This is a genomic window from Spirillospora sp. NPDC048824 (assembly GCF_043198455.1).
Lineage (GTDB): Bacteria > Actinomycetota > Actinomycetes > Streptosporangiales > Streptosporangiaceae > Spirillospora.
Genome location: NZ_JBICUS010000038.1, coordinates 1 through 24,395 on the forward strand (window position 1 = coordinate 1; position 24,395 = coordinate 24,395).

The window sequence follows — 24,395 nt, forward strand, 5'->3', positions numbered from 1 at the left end:
CGACAAGGACATCGTCGTCCAGACCGGCGTTGACCAGGGGGAAGACGCTGCCTAACGATCACTGACCCCTGTCTCATTTGACTTGACACCTACCGAAGCAGCCGTACCCGGCTGAACTCCAGGTTCCGCGCCCGCACGTCGTCGCGAAGAGGCTGGTCTCCCATCACCTCCTCTTCCAGGAGGCGGCGAGCCAGCGCGGTCTCGCCCGTCTGGAACGCCTCCTGCGATCGGACGCCGTCGGCCTCACGGTAGGACTGCCAGCACTCCAGCTTGAGGAAGCGCCGCTCGGTACGTGCTCAGGCCGCACCGAACGACTCCAGGAAGCCCTCCAGGGTGAGCCGCTCGCTTTCGTCCAGTGCCCACGCAGGCGGTTGATGCATCATTCATCCGGGATATCCTTCTTCGCGGCGATAAGGGTGTTACATGTGATTCGAACGATGCGTTCGTTCGGTGCACACCGGGCGTCTTTCCATGGATTCGGCCCGAGTTCCTCGGTAATGTCGACGCCGATGACCGCGAATGTGCCATCACTGAGCGTGAGAATGTCGGGGGAACCGGTCCGTCGAGGTCGTGTCACCGCGCTCGGCGGGTGTTTGCCGAGCCGGCCGATCGCCTTCACGAAAGCCTCCTGGATAGAAAATCGCGGCTGACTCTACCCTGGGCGCGGCCTGGGAAAACGCCGGTTGGCACTCATGGCCGCACCGGGCCGGTCGACGTTCGTCATGGGAAGAAGTCGATCAGGGATAGCGGATGACCGCGAGTACTCAGTCGATCATCCCGAATGCGTGACCGGGGTCGAGGGACGTCTCGGTGCGCGCGTCACCGACGTCCGCCACGAGCCCTTTGACCCGTTGCGGGTCGAGAGCTCGTTGCCTGGTGGGCGAGCCTGGGTCAGGCCGCGCGGTGCAGGTTGCTGACCCAGGAGTCGGGCAGTTTGATCCATTCGCCGAGGGCGTCCTGGTAGGGGACGGCCACGGTGGTGAGGCGCGGTTCGCGGAATGGGTCGCCCTGCGGGCACAGCAGCCACAGGGCGCGCCCGCCTCTGCGGGCCGCCGCCGCCAGCGAGGTGAGGGCACCCATCGCCTGGTAGCGCGCGAACGCCGCGGTCTCCGTCAGCAGCAGCGGACTGGAGCCCCGCTCCATCCGGTCACGGATCGCCGGCTCCACGCGCCCCCACGCGGTGCGCGTGTACTCGCCGAACTTGCGCGCCGCCTTGCTGCCGGGCTCGGCGACGTCGGCGCGCAGGATCGTCTCCCATGTCGGCTTCGCGCCGGGCGGAACGAGTTCATGAAGGGTCTCCAGGAATAGGGCCGTCACCGACAGCGGCTCCGCACCGAAACGGGCAACCGCCAGTTCCGCCACGGCCTCCTCGGTCAGGCCTGCGCGGACCGTCAGCACCCGGAAACCGTCGCGGTGGACGGACGACTCCAGCCGTTCCTCCGCCTCGACGGCGGCAGCCGTCAGCGGGTCGCTGGAGTACCGCATCGCGCCGCCCTTGCGGGTGCTGCGGCGGCGTCCGGCCAGAGCGGTGACGTAGCTGGAGACGATGTCCAGCTTGGCGGGCAGGTACCGGAGGGTGCGGGTGTCCATGCGCTGAGACAGGGTGAGGTCGAAACCGGCCTCGCGCAGGGCACCTGTCAGTGCGCCGCCGGTGGGCAGCCGGTCGCCGGTCTCGTCGAAGCGGGGGAACCGGGTGAGGACCCGGCCGTGGACCTCCTCGGTGGTCAGGCCGGGCTGGTTCTCCTCCGGGACGCCAGGGATGAGCCGGACCAGACCCGCCTGGGTGAGCCGCAGCGCCCGCACAAGGGGCAGGTCGCGAGGGTAGATCTCCAGGCGGGGTGTCACGGCGGCGTTCTTCGCGGCGGCGACGGCGATCTCGACCGTGCGGCGCTCGTCCCAGTCGATCGTGCCCTCCGGCGGGCGGATCGCGCCGAACTCGCCGAGGACCGTCCCTGCCGTCGGCAGCGTGTCGAGACGCGCGAGGCGGTCGGCGACCTTCCCCAGCCGCACAGCGTAGTCCAGCAGGCCGGGCGCCGAGGGGGTGTCGGGACCGTCGTTCTCCCCGACCTCCAGAGCGAGCAGGCCACCGCCCGCCGCGTCACCGGCGGTGTCTCGGTTCGGGGTGTGGCGGAACGCGCTGTCCTCCGGGACGTACTGCTCCGCCTCCACCACGGCCCGGACCGCGGCGAGCCCCATCGCGCGGCGCAGCCCGGGATGTTGGAACTCCGTGCCACGCCGGACGGTGAGCACTTCGGCGATCTCCGTCGCGGATGCGACCCGGCCGAACCCAGCCAGCAGCTCCAGGATCTCCTCGCGCAGCTCCTTCACCGCGGCCAGCCTGCGCCAGCGCCTGCGCTGCTCCTTCAACACCTGCGGGACCCGGCCCCGGCTGATGTCCAGCGGCTCGGCTACCTTCGCCTGTGTCGGCCACACCGGCAGATCTGGCAGAGCGCCGGTCTCGTCGGGCAGCCGCAGCAGCCGCAGCACGATCTCGACCTCGTTGCGGTTCGACCCGTCCGGCTTCAGCTTTGGCACCAGCAGGGTCGCCAGCGCGTCGAGGCTGGCGGCGCGCAGCACGCGGCCTGCGAGGGTCTCGGCTTCCTCGCTCGTCGCCGCGGAATCGACCAGCGATGCCTCGGCGGCACTGAGTTCCTTCAGTTCACCCGCCGCGACCTTGCGCCCCTCGGGCGTCAGCGGAGACTGCGGGAGCCGGCCGAGACGGTCGGCCCATTCACGCTGCCGCCCCTGGATCTCCGTGCGGGTCTTGGGCCCCAGGCCGGGGCCGTTGACGAGGTTGCGGCGGCTGTACTCCAGCAGTTCGCCAACGGTCGTGATGCCGAGGCCATACAGAAAGGACTGCGCGGCAGGGGTGAGCCCGGCGGCCGACAGGTGCGTGTCGCGGCTGGCCTGCGCGGCAACCCGGTTGCGCTGCTGCTGTGCCGTCTCCGGCTCCGCGTCGGCGATGCCGCCGTTCCCCGCCGCGTTGCCAGCGGTGGAGGCGGGATGGCGGCTGCCCGGGATGGTGGACGGGGCGCTCTCGGCGAGATCCAGGAAGATCTTCTTCCAGGCGTCCCGCATCGGTTTGAGTTCGGGGTACCGCCGGTCGGCGTCCCGGTGCAGGGCCTTGCGGAAGAACGTGACCAGGGCATCGCGGACGGCGGGGTCGAAGGCATCGGCCGCAATAGTCGGGTGTGGCCACTCCTCCGGGTCGAGCTGCCGCGGCGATGCCTTGCCGTCACCCCACTTGGGCAGCTCGCCCGATGCCATCTGGTGGAAGGTGACGGCAACGGCGTAGCGCTCGGCGTGCGCGTCGTACACCGAGCGGGTCAGGCCGCCGATGAACGGGTCCAGGAAACCGTCGGTGCCCGCCTCGGTCTCCTGCACGGGGTGGCCAGCCAGTGAGAAGTCGATCAGGACGAGTTCGCGGGTGCGGTTGGGACGAATCCGGATCGCGATGTTGTCTGGCTTGATGTCGCGGTGCCAGACGCCTTCGCCCTCCAGGAAGTCGACCGCGCCGAACAGGTAGTCGCCGTAGGCCTCAAGCTGGTCGATCTGAAGGCGTCCGCGTTCGCGCAGCTCGCGCGCCACCGTCTCCTGACGGTGCCGGGTCGTGCCGGTGACGGGCTGATCGTCGGTGAAGCGTTCATCGCCTACGTACTCCAGGGCCAGCACGGTGCGCCCGGCGATGACCAAAGGGTCGGGCTCGACCAGGCGGATAACGCGGGAGTCGGCGCGCAGCCGCCGCATCACCTCGGCCTCGCGGACGAGGACCGCGGCCCGCGCGTCCGACAGGGCGACCTTGAGTACCGCCAGTACCCGGCCGCCGTGGGCCGCCGGATCGGCGTGCAGGTCCCGCACGAGGAAGGCTCGGCTCGTGGAGCCGGTACCCAGGCGCCGCCGCACCTCCCAGCGGCCCGACAGCACATCTCCGGGAACGGCCTCCAGCGGGTCCTTGTCCGGGACGGGTGCCGGGCCGGGATCGGTGGCGGCCGGAGCGGTCAGCGCGTCCTCGACGCACTCCAGCATTTCCAGGAACTCGTCGACCGTCGCGAGCCGTCGCTCCGGACGGTAGGCGGTGGCGGCCTGCACCAGCTCGTCGATGTCCGAGGACAGACCGTCAACGACCCCGCTCGGCCGCAGGCCCTCGCCCTTCTCCAGGCGCACCAGGACCTCGGTCTGAGACTTGCCGGGAGGTCGGCCGGTAGTCAGCAGGTACGTCAGGACACCGAGCCCGTACACGTCGAGGGCGACCGCGTCTGGATCGACCGCCGTCAGTTCTGGCGCCAGATAGGCGTCGGAACTGTCCGAGAGGTGGATCGCCGACAGCCTGGTGGGCGCGAAGCGTGTCGAGCCCGCCGATCCGGCCCGCTGGATCGCGATCTGCCAGTCGGATATCTGCAGCGTCGGAGACAGCCAGCGGGCATCCCCATCGGCGGATGGGTCGGCGCCGCGGCGACGCGGGCGGGGAATCACATGGATAGAGCGCGCGGCCAGAGCACGGTGATGAATGTGGCTGGAGTGCGCGGAGCGGATGGTCTCGGCGAGCTGCCGGACCAGGGCCACACGGTCGAGAATGCCGAGCTTGTCGCCGTAGCGGATGAGGTACTCGTCCAGCCGCAGGGTGTCGGGGTTGTAGTCGAACACTAGGGCGGGGCCGGCGGAGTGGCCGGACGGGTCGTACTGCTTCAGCTGCACCACGCCCGGATGACGGAACCGCTGCAGAACGGCGGCCTCACGCCGGGCGGCGCTCTCCACCGACCGGCGGATGGAGGCGTCGGCGCCGCGCTCGCTCAGGTAGATCCGGACCCGCGCCGACTCGTGCAGGTCACTGTGCCGGGCCAAGTGGTCGGCCCAGGTAGGACCGGTGTCGAACGCGGTGCGCTCCAGCATGTACGGGCCCACCTTGAACTCCGCCTCGCTGCGGCGAATGCCGACCCGGTCCAGTGCGGCCTTGATCGCCCGGCCGCGGGGGCCGGTGATCCGCCGTCGCTCGTCGTTCGGGGGGCGGCGGAGCATCTGTAGGAGTTCATCGATGGTGTGCACACTGTGCTGCTCACCCACGGGCAGCCGGACCCTCAGCGAGGAATCGGTAAAGCACACACCGGCACCGACCCAGACGCGTTCGCCCTTCTGGGCCAGCAGCCCGGAGAGCTCCTTGGCCTTCTGATTGACCAGATGCAGCGGGTTGCCGTGCGGGATGCGGCGCCCGGTCGGCGCCGTCTGCACCCAGGTGCCGTTCTCGGCGGCCAGCCGGCCATGCCAGTTCTTCAGCTCGATCATGTGGACGCCACCGGGAGTGACGACCAGCAGGTCCACCTCCCGGATGTGGCCGGTGTTGGCGGTGAACGTGAAGTTCGACCATGCGCGCCACGGATCGGCGTCCGGCAGCTGCTCCCGAATCGCCTCCAGGCCGCGCCGCTCATGCTCGAACTGGGACTCCGTGACCGTCGTCCATCGACCTTCGAGCATCCCCAACCTCGCTCATCGACGCCCACTTCACCGGCCGCCCACCCGGCCGCCGATGCTCTGATGCTATAGCCGGGCCCGGACATTCGGGCTCCCCACGAAGAGTTCTCGACTTATCATCGGGCGAGAGTGCCACCGAAGCATCCGCGAGCGACCGCAGGAGGTATTGCCTCGTACCCCCGCAAGCACCCGAGTTAGTGGCGGCGCGACATGGCGAAGCAGAAGTCCACGACATCTGACTGGGGCTGGGAGGACAAGACCGGCCCGGTCTGGGGCGCACAGGCATATGACCCCAAGGGCGGACAGGATCACTTGGGTCTCGGCTCGGTGAGCTCCGACCGGATACTGCCGGCGTTGTCGCCGGGCATCAACGTGCTGACCATCCACCCGAGGTACTGGTCGTTCTACGCATGGGTGCTAGCGACATTCTGGAACCAAGACGATCTTCCTCGGACGAGGGCATCGTTCAGAGGCTTCTACCGGCCTCGTGAGGCGCTGTTCTCAATGGCCTGCCACGTGTGCGAGGCTCCCGAGCACGACACGCTCGTCGGCAACATAGTGGGGTCGCGGCGCGTCAACGGTCTCCGGAACGGCCAGACCTTCGATCCCGAGTACGACTACATCAAGGAGCCTCTCGGCGGTTACGGCCTGTACTACCGGTCGGCCATGGAGGCGATGGGGGTTCTGGTCATAGCCGGAACGGACAACGGCTTCCCCTTCGACGCCCCGACCCCGGCCGGTAGAGCGCTTGCTGCGGCCTATGGGCGATCTGTCGAGAAGACAAACCTTGGGAAGATGCTCGCGGCCGATAAGTTACCGGAACGAGTTTCGCGTCAGGATATTGCTGCCTTCGCCGACGCAGCCTGCTTATGCCGACTCCGCGTTGCCGACAACTTTGATCTTCTCCTTGTCCGGGAGTTGTTCCTGCACGCCGGTCACACTGGTGAGCCTGAAGCTCGCCGGGGAACGCTACGGTTCATCCTTGACCTCAGTCAGAGTTCGCAGGCGGTCGGAATCGAGGAGGATGAGTTTCGCCAGCTTGCCTTCTATCGCGAGCTAGGCGGTGCAAAGTACGAGCCGCGGGAGGACTTGGCCACCGTTGCCCGCCGCTGGCGGCTTTATCAGGCGCGCGAGTACTTTTCCTTCGCGTTCAACCGCCTTTTTGGCTGGGTGAGCCGCACGGGGCTGGAAGAGTCCGAGGATGGGCTCTCACCCGTCCCCATCGGCCGACTTTGGGAGATAGTCGATCGGGCTCTCGACGACAGCAGGTTCGTAAGCGAGACCGGTCTCGGCGACCACGTCGTGGACGCCTCCACGACAGCGGCAACGTTCGCCGACCTGCTGGCCCAGCACGTCGACCTCAGTCCCGGGGTCGATGCTATCTGGCCGCGCCATGCCAGTGTCGACGAGCACGCACTCTATGAGCGGTGCAGCTCCCGGGTGGACGATGCCGAGACCCTGGTGGCGATGCTGGCCGTGCTGCTGCTCCTCTACCGCCGACTCGGCACGCCGGGACGAGTCGGCGATCTCGAACCGGACTGGGACATCCTCCGCAGTGGTGAATCGCTGCGGATCGGAATGCTCGGCTTCTTTAACCGGCTCCACAAGAAGATTCTCGCCGGAGTCACCCTGTCCGGACTCGCACGCTGGGTCATCGAGTATCACGTGATCATCCAGCATGAACGGGTCGCGACGTCCAAGCTCCCGCATGACACCTTCCGACTGCGACGGTCTGGCGAGCAGCTGCGGTTCTTCGTTCAGGAGGCGCCGGCCGGCTTCAACGACAGCCGGTTTCGCGCGCTGAGCACCACCGTCCACGAACTGGGGTTGGTGAGCCCCCTACGAGATGCAAACCGCAGATTGACGGCATCCGGCCGTGAACTGCTTGAGCAAGGGGACCTCGAGGCAGGGGACTTGGAAGCTGCGGCGGCTGCCTTCGAGCCCTCAAAGGGGGACGACAAGTGACCGAGTCGTCCGTCCTCGCACAACTTGTCGTGCCGGAACTTCTCCAAGGGCAATGGTCGAGTCTGGTCATCCTGACCTTCGGGGCCGAGCTCGGGTTCTTCGAGAACAGGCTCCTCGGCCAGCTCTCGCAAGTTCCCCTCCGGGTGATCCTCGCCGATGGCGAGCAACTCGGAGCGAAACTCGCTGAGGCAGCTGCCACGGGGCAGCGCTGGAGGCGGGCCAACCGGACGTACGTTGCCGGGCCGATCCGGCATCAGCGGTCTGCACACGCCAAGGTCATCATGCTGACCGCGGAGCACGAGGGACTACTGGTCGTCGGATCTGGAAACCTCGGTCACGACGGATACGCGTCGTCCGGGGAGCTCTGGAGCATCTTCCGCTATCACGACGAAAGCCCCGGCCACCTTCCGGAGTTCGTGACAGCCCGATCACTCATCGACGGCATGGCCAGGCGTGGCCTCCTGGATCCACCAGTGGTGGAGCTACTGGGGGATGTGTGGGGAACAGCGCCTTGGATGCCGGCTACGGGCGCCGCCGACACCCTCGTACGACACAATCTTGCTCGCCCCTTGATCGAGCAGCTCGCAGACAAGGTCACCTGGCCGGTCCACGAACTCGTGGCGTATGCGCCCTTCCACGATCCCGAGTGTGCCGCCCTTGCCGACCTGATCGCGAGGTTCTCCCCTGCAAAGGTCACCGCCCTCGTGAGTAAGGGGACCTCCGTCGACCCGGAGCACCTGAACTCGGTTCTGTCGAGAGCGGAGGCAGCGTCCACGGAGGTCATCACCGTAGAGGGGCACGCCACGACCTACATCCATGCGAAGTGGGTTCACCTGCTCGGTCAGGACAGAGAGGTACTTCTGTGTGGATCGGCAAACCTGTCGCGCTCAGCCCTGCTGCAGACCACCGAGACCGGGAACATCGAGGTCAGCCTGATCCGCGAGGGCGCAAGGGGAGGCTTCGCCTCCATCTACGAGCATCTGGTCCGCACGCCCGTTGCAGACGTCGGAGAGCTCGGGCTTCGCATCCAGCCTTCCACCGAGAAGGAGATCGTTCAGCCGGAGCATCCGATCCTGTTGTGGGGCCGGCTGGACGGCAAGGCACTCACCCTGGTCTTCGACCATTTCGACCACGAATGCCATGCTGGGCTGGAGTTGTCGGTAACCACCGGTGGCGTGGGTCTTGAGTACGCCTCGATCCTGTTCGATAGGACATCCGTCAAGCTACAACTCACTGCCGAGTCAGCCGCCACGGTGGCGGAAGGCGGGGCCGTCGAGGTCCGTTTCGGCGACGACGAAGGTACAGCGAGCCACGTGTGGCCGTATCAACTCGCCCAGCTCCAGAGGCGCTTGGAAAGAGCCGACCGACGGGAACACCTGGCCAGGATCGGCCGACTTCCAGACAAGGAAGCAGAACTGATCGAGCTCCTCCACGAGCTGGAACAGTCACTCATCATCGACGCCGCCACGGCCTGGCGAGTGGCGAAGCCGACCGTGCCGCCGCCCGAGACAGATGGTGACGGTGCGTCGATCTCGTGGGACAACCTCGACTGGGAGCGTGTCCGGCGTAACCCGCGGTACACCGGCTACCTGCCGCGTGGGCGCAGCCACGGCACCGCGCCGTCCGACATCCAGCTCATCCTCGCTGCCATCAGCGGCCGCCTCGGGAACCTCGGCGTCTTTCCTCCAACGCTCGACAGTGACGATGATGAATCGGATCTGGCGCGCGAGGGAGGCACGGAGTCTGCCGACAATGCGGAGGAAGACGAAGATGACATGGAAGATGAGGTGACTAGGGGGACGCTTTCGATCAGCACCAAAGGCCGCATGGCCTGGAACCGGTTCATCAGGCGTTATGCCCTCGCCACGCGGGATGACAAATTCATTGAGGAGATGGGCCCACTGGTGGCTGCGACGAACGCGGCCATCTTCAGCAAACTGCTGGAACAGCTTGCGGACAAGGACTACGCGGATGCACATCGCATCGTAGAAGCCCAACTGGCCCTCTGGGAACTGCTATGGGGGTCGCCCACGGGGCGAGGCGGAGTACTTGAAACGGCTGCCGAGGACGAGAAAGAAGAGATCGCAGCACGACTCTCAGAGGCAGAAGTACAAGCGGCGGTAATGCAGGCCATGGTCTGGATCTATGATCAGGACCTGGGTGAGGCGCAGAGTAGCGCGGTTCGCGACCAGGTACGCCACCTAATCGTCGACCACGAGTTCGGTCTCGACGAGCAACTTCTCCAGGCACTCGACCCGCAGGGCAGCCGGACCCCGACCATGCTCGCCGTCCTCACAGAGATCGCCAGAACCTCCAGCCAGCGGGAACAGGAGGAGTGCGTACTATCGCCCCTGGGACTGTCACGCTTTGCCGCCACCTGGGAAGTCGCAGAGGTCCGGCGCCCACGCGCCGGCCGGATCACCACCCTGAAAACGGACGTCCTGGTCGTCCGCGAGCACGTGCCCGATCTCGGGAGCGACGACGTCCGAGCCACACTCGGCCGGTTGGCCGTTGCGCGCCACCTCGCGGGACTCGATCATTCCTACCTTCGCGTCCGCTTCGAAGGCAACGGGCGGAATGTGGGGATCTGGGACGAAGACGGTGACGAGTGGAAGCTCCTCATTCAGATCGGCGATGAGGAAATCGAGGGCCTCGACCTCGATCCCCCATGGCCGGACTGGCTGTTGGTCCTCGACGAACTTCAAAGCTGGGCAGATGCGCGCAACCCCACTCGGGGTGTCGCCTAGCTTGAGCCCTTGCACCGATAAGCAGCGAATGGCGGGAAGGGACTGGCTTCGTAGCAATGAAAATTCCGAGTTCGAGCGGAAGCCAGCGTGAGATACCATCTAATTATTCCTGGACCGCCAACTCCGACCGCGGAAGATTGCTAAGGTACACCCCTCGCTCCGCATGGCGGTAGACCGCATCAGCTCTCATACCGCCGGAACCGGTTGTCGATGTGAGGCCGAGCTACGGTCGCGGAAACGTTGTCCGCATGACGCAAGGGTGACTTTCGGCAGTCGTCTCCATTAGTGGGCTGCAGCGTGGCGGAAGCGTAACTGAGACCGTCCGGCTTCCGCCTGCGGCGCCCCCCATCAGGAGGATCCCTGCGTCCCCGCCTTACAGCCGGCTGACAGGGAGCGGAACGTCACCTGCCCGGGCCGCGTACCCGTCCTCCCGCGCAAATGCATCCCCCTGGCACTGGCGCAGGTCTGGTTCACATGTCGCGCGTGGGGTCAAGCTTCACATCTATCGATGGACGATGCCGTTCACAAAATCGTCACCTCAAAGTATGGTTTGCCCCGCGACGCCTCGTTAGTTTCATCATGGCAGCTACCGCGACGGCGGACCGAGGCATTCGCCAGCCGGGCTGCCGGCGATCGGGCAGGAGTCGGGTGGGGCATGGGCTTCAGATCGTACGCAGCGTGGCAGCACGCGCTTGAGGAGGCCTTCTTCAGCCCGGACTGGGACGGTCATCCCGTCGTCATGTACGTCGATGACGCGGAGGCCGCTGCTCTCCAGAAGCGTTTCCAGTTGGATCAGCCTCTCGACCAGGCGGTAAGACAGGTTGTCCGGCCCGCTCATCCGAAGCCGTACGAGGCCATCGAGCAGTACGAAGTACGTCAACGCAGCAGCGACGACGCGCCGGCCGTGTTGCCGCTGCTCGCCTGCTCGGTCATAGCGGCGACACGGATGGCCAACGATGGGCGACATCGAGCGAGCAACTACCACGACCAGTTTTCCCAGTTGCTCACCGACCGCGATGGTGTCCTGGCCTCACACAACTATCTTCCGGTTGCGTACATGTGGCAGCGGCTGGCCTCCTGGCAGACCCAGTGGGGTGCGTACCGCGGGCTTTGCACCATCCCCTCCCCAGAGGATCTTCCCAGCAACCAGAGCCGGATCGGCTATGCGATCTCGCAGTCGATATTGCGTGGCACGGACCGGCAGCTGCTACCACAGTTCTTCTACGCGATGCGTCAGCGCGATGACGCCGCTTGGCCGCTGCCGGCTGGCCGGCTGCTGCGCTTACTGACGTACTGGGGCCAGCGAGAGAAGTTCTCACGTGGGTTCCGGCGAGCCATGGACGACCCCGAGCTTCGTCCCATTGTGGAACGCCTGTTGGGCAACCTCGCCAACGTGTGGGACGGCTCGCCGGAGTTCGTCCGGTTGGGGATTCCACGGGCCGAGTTGCTCGTGCGGTTCGAGAACCGAAGGCTGGGTTGGCTGGCGCGGCTCCCCCGAAAGGGGGCGGCAGAGTATGCGCTACCTGACAGAGTGACACTGCGCAGGCTTGGAGACACCGAATACTACAACGTAGATGGGCTCAAGCTGCCTGACGCTCGTACGCTGCGGCAGGGGATCCAACTCCGTGGCGAGGATGTCACGGTAAGCCGTCCGCCCTCGTCTTTGGTCGTCCTGTGCCACAACGCCCTGCTGGACTGCCGTACCAGCGTTGACCGTTTCGTCCCCGGCGAAGAGCACATGATCCTCGCCGGTCCCGAGGCCGAGGGAGACCTGGAAGCCGTACTGCAGCGCGCCGCTTCCGCCGGCAAGACACGCGAGGCCGGGAAGCTCTCCTGGGTCCCGGAAGGCTGGTCAATGCGCTTCCGCGTTCTTTTCGACGATGCGGTCACGTTGAAGCAGGCGATCCGCGACGTTCAAGGCACCATGCTGGCGACACAACCCGCGCCGCGGTACAAGCCCTACCTGGAAGGTGGGCTGCCACTGGCTCCACGGATCAATAAGCGCCTCTATCTGGCTGGGGGCGAACCCGATCTCGTGATGCCCGACGGCGCGATCGGCCAGATACTGCTCGATGGGCAGCCGCCCGACCCGCTGTTCCCGTCCCCGGGCAAGTCGATCCCGTTGTGGACACGGCAACTGGCAGCCGGCAGGCACGCCGTCGAGGTCGAGGGCGCCGAGGTCACGTTCACAACCGCTGAAGGACTCCCGGACCTGGTGGAGCCGAAAGAGACAGTGGGCTTCCTCGCCGCCGACGAGTCTGCAGAAGGGTTTGCAACCACGGGCCGTCCGACAGCAGCGCTGATACGAGGCGCGGATGTCGGTCTGGCTGGCGTGGATGCCGTGCCTCGCCTCGTCCTTTGCCGTCGTGGTGCGGAGAAGACCTTGTTCGTCTCGTGCGACGGGCGTGCCTGGACGGTGACCGAGCCGGCGCCGCCCGCATGGTGGTCGCGACTGAACGACGCACCCTCCGGCTATTACTACGAACTCGAACTCCACGGGCCAGGTGGCTGGCTTGTGCAGCGTCGCAAAGGCACTTGGCAAGTAGAACCGGCCTTCCCAGTCGAGCCGAATTTCCAACCCGGCCCACAGCACCTTCCCTGGGCTGCCGCTGTCCTGGACGCTGCCGGGGGTAGCCGTGACCCATTGTGGAAGGCATGCGTCCGCCTCGCCGAGGAGGTCAAGAATTGATCAGCATCAGCAACCTGCTGCTGCGCTGGGTCAGCGAACTGGGCGGCGGCAAGGTGACGGATCTGCGGACCCGGATCCTGCGCACGGCCCGCAGCCGCGAGCTGGAGGTTCACGACGGCGCGGAGGGACGGTGGATACGTGATGTCTCCGCCCTCGGTCACCTGGATGTGGACTGGCGGCGCGGCATCTGGTCGATCGCCCCGCCCACGCTGACTCGGTTGCCGCACTCGGACGGGCTAGCGCTGGTCACCGGCCGTCGCACCGTCGCAGACGAACGTGCTGTAGAAGACGCGGAGGAAGACTGGGCAATCGTCCACCAAGTGGTGAACGAGGTGGCTGAGGGGGACATCCCCGTCCCCGACTCCCTACTCGTGCAGTACGACTCCCCCGACGAATTGGCAGAGCATGTGGCCGCCACAGGATTCTCCTTCACCCCATGTGCGGCCCTGCAGATGTTCGCCCTCCTGCCAGATCTTAAGCAGGGGGACGAAGCGGCACCGCCAGCACCGGGCAACATCCACACCATCCAGCGTTACGACTTGGAAGAACGTTCCTACCAGCCCGCCTCCTCCTATAACCAGGACGGGCTGTACCGGTGGCGCAGCTCCGACTGGTCAAGGTTGGTCCAGATCCGGCGCGGTACAAGCTGGCTGAGCACCGATCACGAGTACGGGGTTTATCTCGAGCTGGCCCGGCTCAGAAGAAGCGTTATGCGGTGGCGCCCCGAGACCGAAACCGGCCGCGAGCAGGTCGGAGCCCTATTCGTGGACTGGGGTGCTCCCCTTCCGCCACTTCATGCACGCGCCGCCGTTTTGTGCACGGGTCTGCAACCCCGCTTCAGCGCCCTGGCCCAGACCGTCCGCTATGACAGCGTGCCCCACGCGGCAGCTGAGCGTTTGGCACGATCCCTACAGCAAGAATTTGAGATTCTCCAGCCGAAGGCGGCAACCGGGAAGGTGAAGTAATGGCAGACAGCGTCTCCCGGGCATCCAGCGACATCGCCGGCACCTTCCATGCGCTTAGGGAAACCCTGATGCGCTACTACGACACCCCATTCGGCGTCGACGACCCATCGGTCATGACCGAGCGTCGAGCCCTGCTCGACGCCGATGGTGGCACCTGGCGAGAGCCGCTGCTTGAGCTGCGTCCGCAATATGTCTCCAGCGGCATGTCTCTGGCCGAGTCCTTCCAGGCGGCCGGCGCCCATCCGCAGGCCGCCGAGTTCGCGCGCTTTGCAATGCCGGAGGGCGTGGACAGACTGTACCGGCACCAGCACGAGGCGCTCGTCACCGCCTGCGGCGAAGGCCGCGACTTCGTCGTGACGGCGGGAACCGGCTCGGGCAAGACCGAGGCGTTCATGCTGCCCGTCATCGCCGATCTGGTCGCCGAGTCGGCCCGATGGAAAGGCCAGGGCGCGGTCCAACCGGCGTGGTGGCGCTCGGGGGAAGAGCACGTGCCGAGCCGATCCGGCGAACACGGACACCCGGCAGCACTGCGTGCGCTGATCCTTTACCCGACCAATGCCCTGGCCGACGACCAACTGGTTCGTCTGCGCCGTGCGCTGGACAGCAACGAGGCCCACGACTGGCTAGATCACCACCGGTCGGGCCACCGCTTCTACTTCGGCCGTTACACCAGCGCCACGCCGGTCTCGGGTCCTTCTGACTCCTATCTAGGGCGAATTCGGCTGCGTGAGTACCTGGAGAGGCTAGAAGGGCGCCGGCGGCGCGCAGAAAAGGTTGCAGAGGCTGCTGGAGACGCCGAGAAGGAAGTCGCGCAGAAGGCTCTCGGCTTCATCCCGCGGGTCGGCGGAGCAGAGATGCACGCGCGATGGGACATGCAGGCCACCCCGCCCGACATCTTGATCACCAACTTTTCGATGCTGAACATCATGCTGTTGCGTCCCCAGGAGGCGTCGATCTTCGAGTCGACCCGCCGATGGCTGCACAGCACACCCGAGGCCCGCTTCACCCTCGTCATGGACGAGCTGCACATGTACCGCGGCACCGCCGGCACCGAGGTCGCCTACCTATTGCGGAACCTGCGTCACCGGCTTGGCTTGGACCAGATGCCGGAGAAGTTCCGGGTGCTCGCGGCCTCCGCCTCGCTGGAAGCTGGCCGGGACGACGAGTTCCTGGAAACGTTCTTCGCTCTTCCCGAAGGGCGGCACAAGGTTATCCCCGGGGCGATGGTGTTGCCCGATGACGGGCCGACCGACCTTACCACGCACGCGAGTGAGCTGTCCGCTGGCGCCGATCGGATCATGTCGGCACCGGAGGCCACAGCGCTGCTCGAGCAGACCTCGGCAGGGTCAGCGGTGAAACGCGTCCTAGCTCCCGGAGGGAAGCCAAAGGCGGTCGCGATATCCCAGGTCGCGGCCGAGTTGTTCGTCGGCCTGACGGACGAGCAGGTGCGGGAGAAGGCGCTACGCGGCCTGCTGCTGGCGTTGCAGAACGCCTCTGACCCGGCGTTGCCCAAGCTTCGAGCGCACCTGTTCTTCCGTAACGTCCCGGGGATCTGGGCATGCTCGGACCCGCAGTGCCCGGACGTCCCGGTGGAAAAGGACCCTAGGCGCCGCGTCGGCCGGCTCTTTCGCGAGCCGACCTCGCGGTGCAGTTGCGGTGCCCGTGTGCTGGAGCTGCTGTGCTGTCAGAACTGCGGTGACCTCATGCTCGGCGGGTATGCCAATCCTTCACAACTGGGCAGGGATGCTTTCCGGGGGTTCCTGCACACCGACTTCCCAGAATTCGATCTGCTCCCCGATGAGGCTAGCGGGGTGCCGAATGCCGGCAACTACGTCGTCTACTGGCCCCGGACGGATCAGCCGGTGCTCGAGTCCTTGCAGTGGACCGCATCTCGTCTCGGTCAGGGCCCCTCGGTTAGCTTCGAGTTCCGGCGGAGCAACTACCAGCCGGGCACCGGACGGCTGGCTAACAAGGAAGTGGATTACACTGGATGGTCGTTCCACCTCGTTCCTGAGCGAGGGAAGGACGGCAAGCCGAGCCTGGACCTTCGGGAACTAAGGCCTTTTTCTACGCGCTGCCCCGCATGCGGAGACATCCGGGAGATCAACCGGGATCCCGATGGCACGTGGCGGGAGCTGGAAGACCGTTTGTACGCCGCCCCCATCCGCCGGATGCGCACCGGCTTCGACAAGCTCAACCAGGTGCTGATCAGCGAGGTGCTGGGGCACCTGCCAGAAGACGAACGCAAGGTCATCGCCTTCTCCGACAGCCGGGATGCCGCCTCCGAACTGGCCAGCGGCCTGACACTGCGCCACTACCAGGACCTCTTGCGTCTCCTGGCCGCCCAAGCGGTGACCGAGCAAGGAGATCCCCATAACGACCTGCAACTAGTAAAGCAGTACTATGCGGATCGGCGCGATACGGATCAAGAAGCACTCAAGGCCGCAATGCAGCGGCTGCGCGCTCGCTACCCACGCGAGTTCTCCGCGCTCCGGGACATCCTGACGGACGATGTCATGGCTGAGCCCGAGAGGCAGCCGGAGTTGGAGGCCATTCTGGGCCGCCTGCCATCACTTAACGACCTCCAGGCAGATTTGCGCGGAATGCTCCTGGAGCATGGCACCCATCCCGGTGGACCGGCCGCCTCTCTCCAGGAACGCGACGGGGTGCGTTGGACCACGCTTTTCGACTGGTCGGGGAATCGGCAGGTCAAGGCGGGGCTCACCCCGCAACAGGAGGAGTTCCTGCAGCGGGTCGACGACAACTTGCGGCGCGAATTTTTACTGTCCCTGTTTTCCGGCGCTGGCCGGGATTTTGAATCGCTAAACCTGGGATGGTTGAGCCTTAGCGACGACCGCCGATCCCTGGACGTCCCCCAGGACTCAGACCTGGCGATGGCCCGCGCTAGCCTGCGGATTCTTGGCCAGATGCGCCGCTTCACCGAGATACGTCCTGGAAGTGCGAGGCCCCCGGTTCCGCTGAGACGCTACTGGGAGCGCGTTGCCCAGCGCCTCGGCGTCGAGGTCCAGGACATTCAAGACCGAGTCCTTTCTGTGTGGGGGCCCGTGGTCATCCAGTACACCATCGACCCCGCCAAAGTTGCGCTTCGCCCAGGAGACGGCCGGGTCTGGACGTGTCCCACCTGCCAGCGGCCCCATCTGCATCGCGGGGCCGGACTGTGCACCAAATGCCAGACTCCTCTGCCCACCGAGGACGGCCAGGGCACTGGCGTCCTCAATGAGGACTACTACGCCTGGAAGGCCAGGAACGGCACCGGTAATTTCCCCCTGCGCACGGCGGAACTTACCGGTCAAACCGACCGCCTGGACGCGCAGGCGCGGCAAGCTCGCTTCCAAGACATCTTCCTGGACGAGCAGGACGAGCCGAAGACCGACGGCATCGAGGTGCTGTCGGTGACCACCACCATGGAGGCCGGTGTCGACGTCGGCGCCCTCAACGCGGTGCTGATGGCGAACATGCCACCCACCCGCTTCAACTACCAGCAGCGCGTTGGCCGCGCCGGCCGACGGGGCGGCCCCTCAGCCATCGCCCTGACCGTATGCCGAGGGGACAGCCACGACCAGCACTACTTCACCCGCCCGGAGGAGATCACCAACGCCGCCACCCCTGCGCCGTATCTCGCATTGGGAATGCCCGTGATTTTCAAACGTGTGCTGTTCAGTGAAGTGCTGCGCCAATCCTTCGACACGATCGCGGCGGACACGGCCGCCGATGGGCTGGAGCTGACCCACAACGTCCACGGACGGTTCGGCCTTGCTGGGGACTGGCCCGTGCACAAGGACGCTGTGCTCAATTGGATTGGCCAGAACGAAGAAGCTATCCGATCCGTGGGGAAGACGCTACAGGCGGCGACGCCCGAGCCGGTCGCCTCCCTGGATCCGGTGGCCTGCGTCAAGGAACTGCTGGACCAGGTTGACGAGGTGGTGGAAGCCGTCGGTCACCCTGAGCTGAGCCAGCGGCTCGCCGAGGCCGGGCTGCTCCCGATGTTCGGATTCCCCACCCGGGTCCGGCTCCTGTTCACCGAACAGCCGAAACGGAGCTTCCCCTGGCCACCCCCCGGAGCCATCGACCGCAACCTGAGCGTGGCCCTCAGCAAGTTCGCGCCAGGCGCGGAGACCCCCCGGGACGGCCGCCTGTATCGATCCATGGGGGTCGTTTCGTTCGCTCCGGGACTGCGGAAGCCGAAGCCCGAAGCACCTTTCGGACCGGAGCGGCGACTGGCCATGTGCCGAGTGTGCGCACACATCCAGGCAGCCGGGGCAAACGCACAGCCCGAGTTCTGCCCTGCCTGTGGTGCGGGTGAGGGCAACTATTCCGCCTTCCCCGTCCGCGAGCCAGCCGGGTTCCGCGGCGGGGCGCCCCGCGACTACGACGGCGTACGTGAATGGGGCAAGGGCGGAGCTAGCTCACGTACCGCGGCGGACTTGGAAAAGGACGCGCCCAGAGTGAAACGCAGCGCGGACGACTGGCTCGTCGTTCACTGCGGGACCGGTGACCGCTACACCATCAACAGCAACCACGGTCGACTGTTCCGGTTCAAGCGGTCGGACTCCGCATGGCAGGGGTACTACGCCATCGACAGTTCGAGGGCCTCCTACGACCTGGAGACCGCACTGGGCGCCACCGAGCACACCGACATGCTATTCATCGGTGCCCGCAGCCCACTCGACACCAGCCGGGGCCTGCGGTTCGACATCTCACGCACCGTGCAGTCGGACGGCTTCCTCGACTCCTACCACGGGCGGCGGGCCGCCTGGTATTCGCTGGCAGCCTTGCTGCGGCGGGCGGCGGCGCCCCTGCTGGACGTGCAGCCAGAGGAACTGCTCGCGGGAATCCACGGTTCGGCGTCGGCGTCCTCGCCCGTCATGGCATACCTGTCCGACAGCCTGGAGAACGGGGCGGGGTTCAGCACCTATTTGGGGTCTCCGGATCGGATCGAGGAGTTCCTGGACGCGGTCGGTGGCTACAGCGAGACCCTTGGTGAGGAGCACATGGCCACCTGCAGCAGCTCCTGCTACCAGTGCCTGCGCGACTACTCCAACGCCCGGCTCCACCCGTTGCTGGACTGGCGATTGGCGCGCGACCTCATCGGCGTCCTGCGTGGTGCCTCCCTCGAGGTCGATGCCGTACGGCACGGGCTTCTGCTGGAACGCTGGGCGGAGGACCGATCCGAACTCGATGCTCGCGTGCAGAACACACCACTCGGAAGCCTGGCCCTCGTGGAAACGGACTTCTCCGTGGAGCCCACTGCCGTGATCGTCAAGCATCCATTGGAAGCCGCGCTCCCGGTCTGTATGGCACCACGGCTGCGGGAGTGGGCTCATCACGTCGCCCGGGAGAACCTCGCTACGCGCGTGGCCTTTGTGGACGCCTATTGCCTTGACCGTACCCCGGCCGTGGTTACCAGCGACCTGAACGCCTTCGAGGAGGAGCCGTGACCACGGGGCCTTTGTTCTCGCACGCCGACCCGGGGGAGAACTCGGGGTCAATCGTGCCCGACCGGAATGAGCTGCTGCGCCGTGAGCGGCAGCGGCGCCTAGCACGGATCGAGCAGCGAAAGCACCGACAGCGGGCAGATAATGGTCCTGCGGAAACCCGTGGGCCACAACGTCCGGCAACAGAACGGGCGACTACGCTGAGCCCTCAGGGGCCTCCTTCAGGGTTCAGCTCACACCAGCAGTGGCAGCAGGCCCTCGACGCTGCCCATGCATTAGCGGAAGCCGCACGCGAGGCTAGACATCCTGCAGCACAACTGGATCTTTCGCTTGAATCGATGTCAGCGGGAGAGCTGGCGTCAGCTGTGGTACGCGCTGTGCTGCCGCTTCCACCGGTCTCGGCCGTCTCGCTTCTGTGGCAAAGCCATCAGGCTGGGCTCTCGGTGCTTCCCATGCACCAGGTAGCACGTGCCCAGGCGCTGCTGGACCGATCACCCGGCATGCTCACCGGTCAAGAAGGCTCCGAAGCAGACTCCAACATGGAGGCGGCGTGGCAGCTGTACGCAGACTATGAGCGCATCCGGCACGTCCGGATCCCCGTCGAACGGCAGTATCAACTACTCGATCACCTGCCCCTATCGGTGGTGGACGACCTCATCGACGCCGGGCGGGTGAGTGCCCAGGCCATCCCTGAAGGCGGGGAACACCGCCTCTACCTGTTGGCTCGCCTCGCCCCCGGGCAGATAAGCGGGGAAGAACTGGTAACACTCGGTTGGCGTGAGGAGTTGGTTCGACGAGAATTCAGCGCCCGGCTCGCCCGCGGCGATGTGGCGGTGCTACAAAACGTGGGCGCGCTGAAGGGCGTTCAGCGCCGGCTGGCCACCGCATTGCAGAACGTACACAGCACTGGCAAGATCACGCGGGACTTGACAGATCAGAGGTGGCTGTGGCCAGCGCTGGAGCGGCTCGCACCCAACGCCACGGTTAGCTTGCGTGAGCACAAGCCATATGCGCGGTGGGTGCTAGTACGCCGAATACTTCAAGGCATCCGGCAAGCCCATTTGGCGCGGCTACACGGGGACGAACGAAAGTACCAGGTCATGCTCCGGACCGCCTGGGACAACGCCACGTCGCTGCAAGATTCCCGGGCCCCCGTAGGCTGGGAGGCCAGAAATGCCCTTGCGTACCTCATGGTGACCCGCGCGGGACGTGACCCGAAGTACGATGACGCCTTGAAGGTTCTCACCCCTGTGCCAGGACAGGCGCTGAGCGAGGACAGGCTTCCACGGGAAGCACAACTGCGCCTCGCAGCGAACCGAGAGATCCTGCACACGTTGAAGGACCAGCATAGAAGTGCCCACATACTCAACCCTTATGCGGCTCTCGGTGTGCCACAGGACTTTCCAGGGTGGAAGGAACGCTGGCGAGAACTGCGCAGATCTCTCGACGCGGACGGCGAAGCCCAAGTCAATCAAGCCAAAGACGCGATTCAAACCTGGGAGCGCGGGCAGGCACCCATTGCACCATTCGCCCTGCCCTTGATGCCAGATAAGTGGACGAATCCGCGAACCAATGGCCGCTACACTGGCGACGATGTCACGCCTATGCCGCGTAGGACCCCGCCACCTGCCCTCAATGAACAGGAGTTCGCTCGCAGCTGCGCGGCAAAGGACATCATCTTGACTGCCTGCAACCACGTTGGTTTGCCATCCGGATCAGCAGAAGCTAATTTTTAGAGGACGATCGGCGATGGACAAGAAGCGCAAGGGAGCCGCCACATCTCCCAAGAAAAGCGGCAGCGCCAAGCAAGTCGACAAGGACAAAGGTCATTCACGCAATCATCGAAAGCGATCGGCTAAGCAGCCGAAAAAGCAGGAGGCCGTCCAGAGCCGGAAATCTCGGCCACGCCGAAGCGGAACCAGCGGCAATAGAAAAACGGATACTCCTTCCCCACAGATCGTGGTCACCGTCGGACATGGCCACCCGAAGGTAGAACCGGAAACCTACGATGCCGCAGCGCTGTTGAAATCCGTGCTCGCTGCTGTCGAGCCAAAGCTTGACGAAAGGCTTGCAGCGTTGGCCGAGGCCACTGTCCCCAGCGCGGGCGATCTCAAGGCCGACACCGAGACGGCTCGCGCAGTGCACGCCTTCGGTCGACAGATCACCGAAGCATTGCGCGCTGGCATCGTGGACGGCATGCGCGTACGGGAACGACACCTGGCCCAACTGGCGGTAATCGACCGCGCCGCCGCCCAAGCGAACAGTCTCTCCAGCCTGCAAGCCCGTATCTCGGCTGAGATGGAGCATGCCGGGCTGCGCCGGGTCTCGGACCTTGCTGACCTGTCTCCATTCAACCTGGCAACTGCCCCCGGTGCATCTCTTCCGTCGGCCGACAGCCCAGAGGACTATGAGTTGGTCACCCCTGCGTATATCGAAGCTGACTCAGGCCGGGTAGTGGAACGTGGGTGGATCAAGGTAGCTGAGACCACGGTCCTACCCGCTGGCAAGGCACACGGCCGGCTGTCGCGGGAGCACGGCAGCAAGCGCCATGGAAAGGGCAGCGGGGAGGCGGCTGGAGTCGAAGACGCGATGGGGTTCATCGAGCAATCCACAGTTGCCGCGGATGATGGCGATGGGCAAGGGCGGTGCGGACGACACCAAACCGCAGAGACCGATGGGGTTTCCGCTCTAGAAAACGGCATAGCAGAGCAGGAACTTCTTCCAACAGAGGAAAAGTCCACCCACAAGGAAAGTGAAGCTATTCCCGTTCGTCCCAGCACGAAATCGGGCCCCACGAATCCGACGGCTCCGGGCTCCGTTCCAGTAGCGCGCATTCTTCCTCAGAGACTCAGCACCGCGAAGACTGACGACCAGCCGCCTCGGAGGAGGCCTTGATCTACGGAATCGACTTCGGCACCAGCAACTCGGTCGTCGCCCGGTACGACGGCGACGATACGGAGGTGCTGCCGGTCGGCAGCGAGAGCGTGCCAGCCCAGTGGTACCAGCCCGAGTTCGAAGCGCTGTTCCCGTCCGTCCTCTCTGTCCGGGACCTACAGCGCACGCTGTGCTTCGGCTGGTCAGCCAAGACGACGCGAGGCGAACCCGTCGACGCCGTCAAACGTCTACTGGGCACCCGGGCCGCGACAGGTACCGACCCCGACGAGTCGGGTACTCCGCATTTGGGCGAGGAACACGTGTGGATCGCCGACCAGCCCTTCCGTAGCACCGCTGTGGCGGCATCCTTGTTCGCACAGATGAAGTCCGCCGGTGAACGTAATCTCCTCGATCTGTCCGAAGCTGTCGTCACAGTCCCGGCACACGCGACCGGTGGCGCCCGATACCGGACTCGTGCCGCGGCCAGACTGGCGGGCATCAAGGTCAAAGCCCTGCTGAACGAGCCGACGGCGGCGGCCATCTCCTATGTCAACGACGTCGACGTCCCTGGCAACCTGCTGGTGTTCGACTGGGGCGGCGGCACCATCGACGTCACTATCCTCGAATACGACGGCAAGTACTTCGAGGAACAGACTTCCCGTGGTATCGCCGCGCTCGGCGGCCTGGAATTCGACGAAACCCTAGCTCGTATAATCCTGAGGAAGCTGGGGCAGATACCCGAGCGACTGACCCGGCGCGAACGCCAGCGGTGGCGCCGCAATGTCGAACTTACGAAGATCGCACTGTCCCGCCGCGAGGTGGACGAGATCCCCTTCGACATCCCCGAGTTGGGCACCACGGTCACTATCTCCCGTGATGAGTACCTGACAGCGGTCACCCCGCTCATCCAACACGCCATGGAGCCCCTCCGGCAGGCTCTGGACGACCTCCGCTACGGCCCTGACGACATCGATTCCGTCCTCATGATCGGCGGCACATCACAGATTCCCGAAGCCCGCGACGCCGTCGGCCGACTTCTCGGGGAGGACCGCATCGTCGATCCAGGGCTGTGCCACCCGATGACGGCGGTGGCCCGGGGCGCGGCTATCTACTCTGCGGCCCTGGACGATCCCGCCAAGTACGAACAGTTCACTCTGGTCACCAGCCACGCCCTCGGAACGGCCTTCGCCGCGGGAGCCCGCAAGGGATTCAGACCGATCATCAAGCGTAACAGCACGTTGATCGCGAAAGGTGAGGAACGTTTCACTCCTGCGAAGCCCGGTGCGTCCTCACTCAACGTGGAAATCATCGAAGGAGAAGAAGGGCACCCGGCCGACAGCGACCGCGCCTTCCCGCTCTCTCGGCTTGATGTCAGACTTCCCAAGCCCGAGCGCATTCCAGGCGACAACGCTGTTCTCATTCATTTCCGCTACGACATCAGCGGAATCCTGCATGTCAGGGTCACCCACGAGCGCACCGGCCAAGTATTGAGAGAGAATGAGATTGATTCCTTCGGCAAGGACGGCACTCCTCTCCAGCAGGGACTGGACCGCGAACTAGAGCGCCTCCTCAGCTACATTGAGATCCCGTTCCCTCACGCTCCTCGGTCGGAGCCACCGTCTCGTTTCGAGAAGACCAGAAGAACTGAACCCGTCGATCAGCCGAGCACGGAAATCGCTCCTCCGTCCACTGCAGGGAAACTGGATGGTGCACTCGCAGTCAACGGGATACCGCAATCACGACTTTGAAGATCCGAACTCCAACCGACAACCGCCACGGAGGCATACCTGAGCACTTTCCATCGACGGGGCTGGCTCTCTGTCGCTTCTCACACCTATCGGATCGTTGGACGGTTGCGGGTTTTGGCCAGTGCTTCGAGGGCGGTTTCGTCAGCGTCGGGGAGGGTGTGGAGGTAGCGCTCGGTTGTTGCGATGGAGGCGTGGCCGAGGCGTTCTTTGACTATCTGGAGGTCGGCGCCGCCGTTGAGGAGCCAGGAGGCGTGGGCGTGGCGTAGGTCGCGCATGGTCGGTCTGAAGTCCAGGCCGGCGGCGGCGATGGCCGGGTACCAGATATTGCGGCGGAACCAGTCGTTGGGGATGTGGCCGTCCGTCATGCGTGTGCGGCCCGGGTTCCGCAGTTGGTGGTCACACGTGATGCCGAATCCGGGGTCTGGCCTGGGGGAACGCCGATTAGAGCGGGAGAGGGCGTGTGTCCACGCCTCGCCGGCCTTGTT

General features: G+C 65.5%; 11 protein-coding genes and 1 pseudogene. 8 read left to right on the forward strand and 4 right to left on the reverse strand.

What is annotated here, in order from left to right; all coding sequences use genetic code 11:
- Positions 1-89 precede the first annotated feature (89 nt).
- The 3 genes and pseudogenes from ACGFIS_RS36620 to pglW all read right to left on the reverse strand — a co-directional run.
- Positions 90-278, reverse strand: a pseudogene (locus ACGFIS_RS36620) (hypothetical protein); the annotation flags it as partial.
- Between the two features lie 101 nt (positions 279-379).
- Complete coding sequence (locus tag ACGFIS_RS36625) at positions 380-619, reverse strand: hypothetical protein (RefSeq protein WP_392973909.1); 240 nt, start codon at positions 617-619, stop codon at positions 380-382.
- Positions 620-891: 272 nt separating this feature from the next.
- Positions 892-5,469, reverse strand: a complete 4,578-nt coding sequence (gene pglW / locus ACGFIS_RS36630; RefSeq protein WP_392973910.1) for a BREX system serine/threonine kinase PglW — start codon at positions 5,467-5,469, stop codon at positions 892-894.
- Positions 5,470-5,676: 207 nt separating this feature from the next.
- Between pglW and ACGFIS_RS36635 the strand changes: the two genes are divergently transcribed.
- The 8 genes from ACGFIS_RS36635 to ACGFIS_RS36670 all read left to right on the forward strand — a co-directional run bounded on the left by ACGFIS_RS36635 (position 5,677) and on the right by ACGFIS_RS36670 (position 23,910).
- Entirely contained in the window at positions 5,677-7,431 is a 1,755-nt protein-coding gene (locus tag ACGFIS_RS36635; protein WP_392973911.1) for a hypothetical protein, read from the forward strand.
- The gene (locus tag ACGFIS_RS36640) at positions 7,428-10,178 is read left to right on the forward strand and encodes a hypothetical protein (protein WP_392973912.1); all 2,751 of its coding nucleotides are present in this window, start codon (positions 7,428-7,430) and stop codon (positions 10,176-10,178) included. Before ACGFIS_RS36635 ends, ACGFIS_RS36640 begins: the two co-directional genes overlap by 4 nt.
- A gap of 655 nt (positions 10,179-10,833) precedes the next feature.
- Positions 10,834-12,867: a hypothetical protein gene (locus tag ACGFIS_RS36645; protein ID WP_392973913.1), complete on the forward strand. Its 2,034-nt coding sequence runs from the start codon at positions 10,834-10,836 to the stop codon at positions 12,865-12,867.
- Complete coding sequence (locus tag ACGFIS_RS36650) at positions 12,864-13,832, forward strand: hypothetical protein (RefSeq protein WP_392973914.1); 969 nt, start codon at positions 12,864-12,866, stop codon at positions 13,830-13,832. Before ACGFIS_RS36645 ends, ACGFIS_RS36650 begins: the two co-directional genes overlap by 4 nt.
- Positions 13,832-19,291, forward strand: a complete 5,460-nt coding sequence (locus ACGFIS_RS36655; protein WP_392973915.1) for a DEAD/DEAH box helicase — start codon at positions 13,832-13,834, stop codon at positions 19,289-19,291. Before ACGFIS_RS36650 ends, ACGFIS_RS36655 begins: the two co-directional genes overlap by 1 nt.
- 374 nt (positions 19,292-19,665) lie before the next feature.
- A complete protein-coding gene (locus ACGFIS_RS36660; RefSeq protein WP_392973916.1) occupies positions 19,666-21,024 on the forward strand; it encodes a hypothetical protein in 1,359 nt (452 codons plus the stop codon).
- Positions 21,025-21,037: 13 nt separating this feature from the next.
- Positions 21,038-22,183 carry a hypothetical protein gene (locus tag ACGFIS_RS36665; RefSeq protein WP_392973917.1) on the forward strand — a complete coding sequence of 382 codons (1,146 nt, stop codon included), beginning with the start codon at positions 21,038-21,040 and terminating at the stop codon, positions 22,181-22,183.
- Positions 22,180-23,910 (forward strand): Hsp70 family protein, encoded by a 1,731-nt coding sequence (locus ACGFIS_RS36670; protein ID WP_392973918.1) that lies wholly within the window; start codon positions 22,180-22,182, stop codon positions 23,908-23,910. Before ACGFIS_RS36665 ends, ACGFIS_RS36670 begins: the two co-directional genes overlap by 4 nt.
- Positions 23,911-23,996: 86 nt before the next feature.
- Here the strand turns inward: ACGFIS_RS36670 and ACGFIS_RS36675 are convergent.
- Positions 23,997-24,395: tyrosine-type recombinase/integrase (locus tag ACGFIS_RS36675; RefSeq protein ID WP_392973919.1), on the reverse strand; the 399-nt coding region annotated here is incomplete at its 5' end.

Coding starts and splice junctions, on each gene's coding strand:
- ACGFIS_RS36665 (WP_392973917.1), top strand. CDS start 21,038: ATGGACAAGAAGCGCAAGGGAGCCGCCACATCTCCCAAGAAAAGCGGC.
- pglW (WP_392973910.1), bottom strand. CDS start 5,469: ATGCTCGAAGGTCGATGGACGACGGTCACGGAGTCCCAGTTCGAGCAT.
- ACGFIS_RS36655 (WP_392973915.1), top strand. CDS start 13,832: ATGGCAGACAGCGTCTCCCGGGCATCCAGCGACATCGCCGGCACCTTC.
- ACGFIS_RS36645 (WP_392973913.1), top strand. CDS start 10,834: ATGGGCTTCAGATCGTACGCAGCGTGGCAGCACGCGCTTGAGGAGGCC.
- ACGFIS_RS36635 (WP_392973911.1), top strand. CDS start 5,677: ATGGCGAAGCAGAAGTCCACGACATCTGACTGGGGCTGGGAGGACAAG.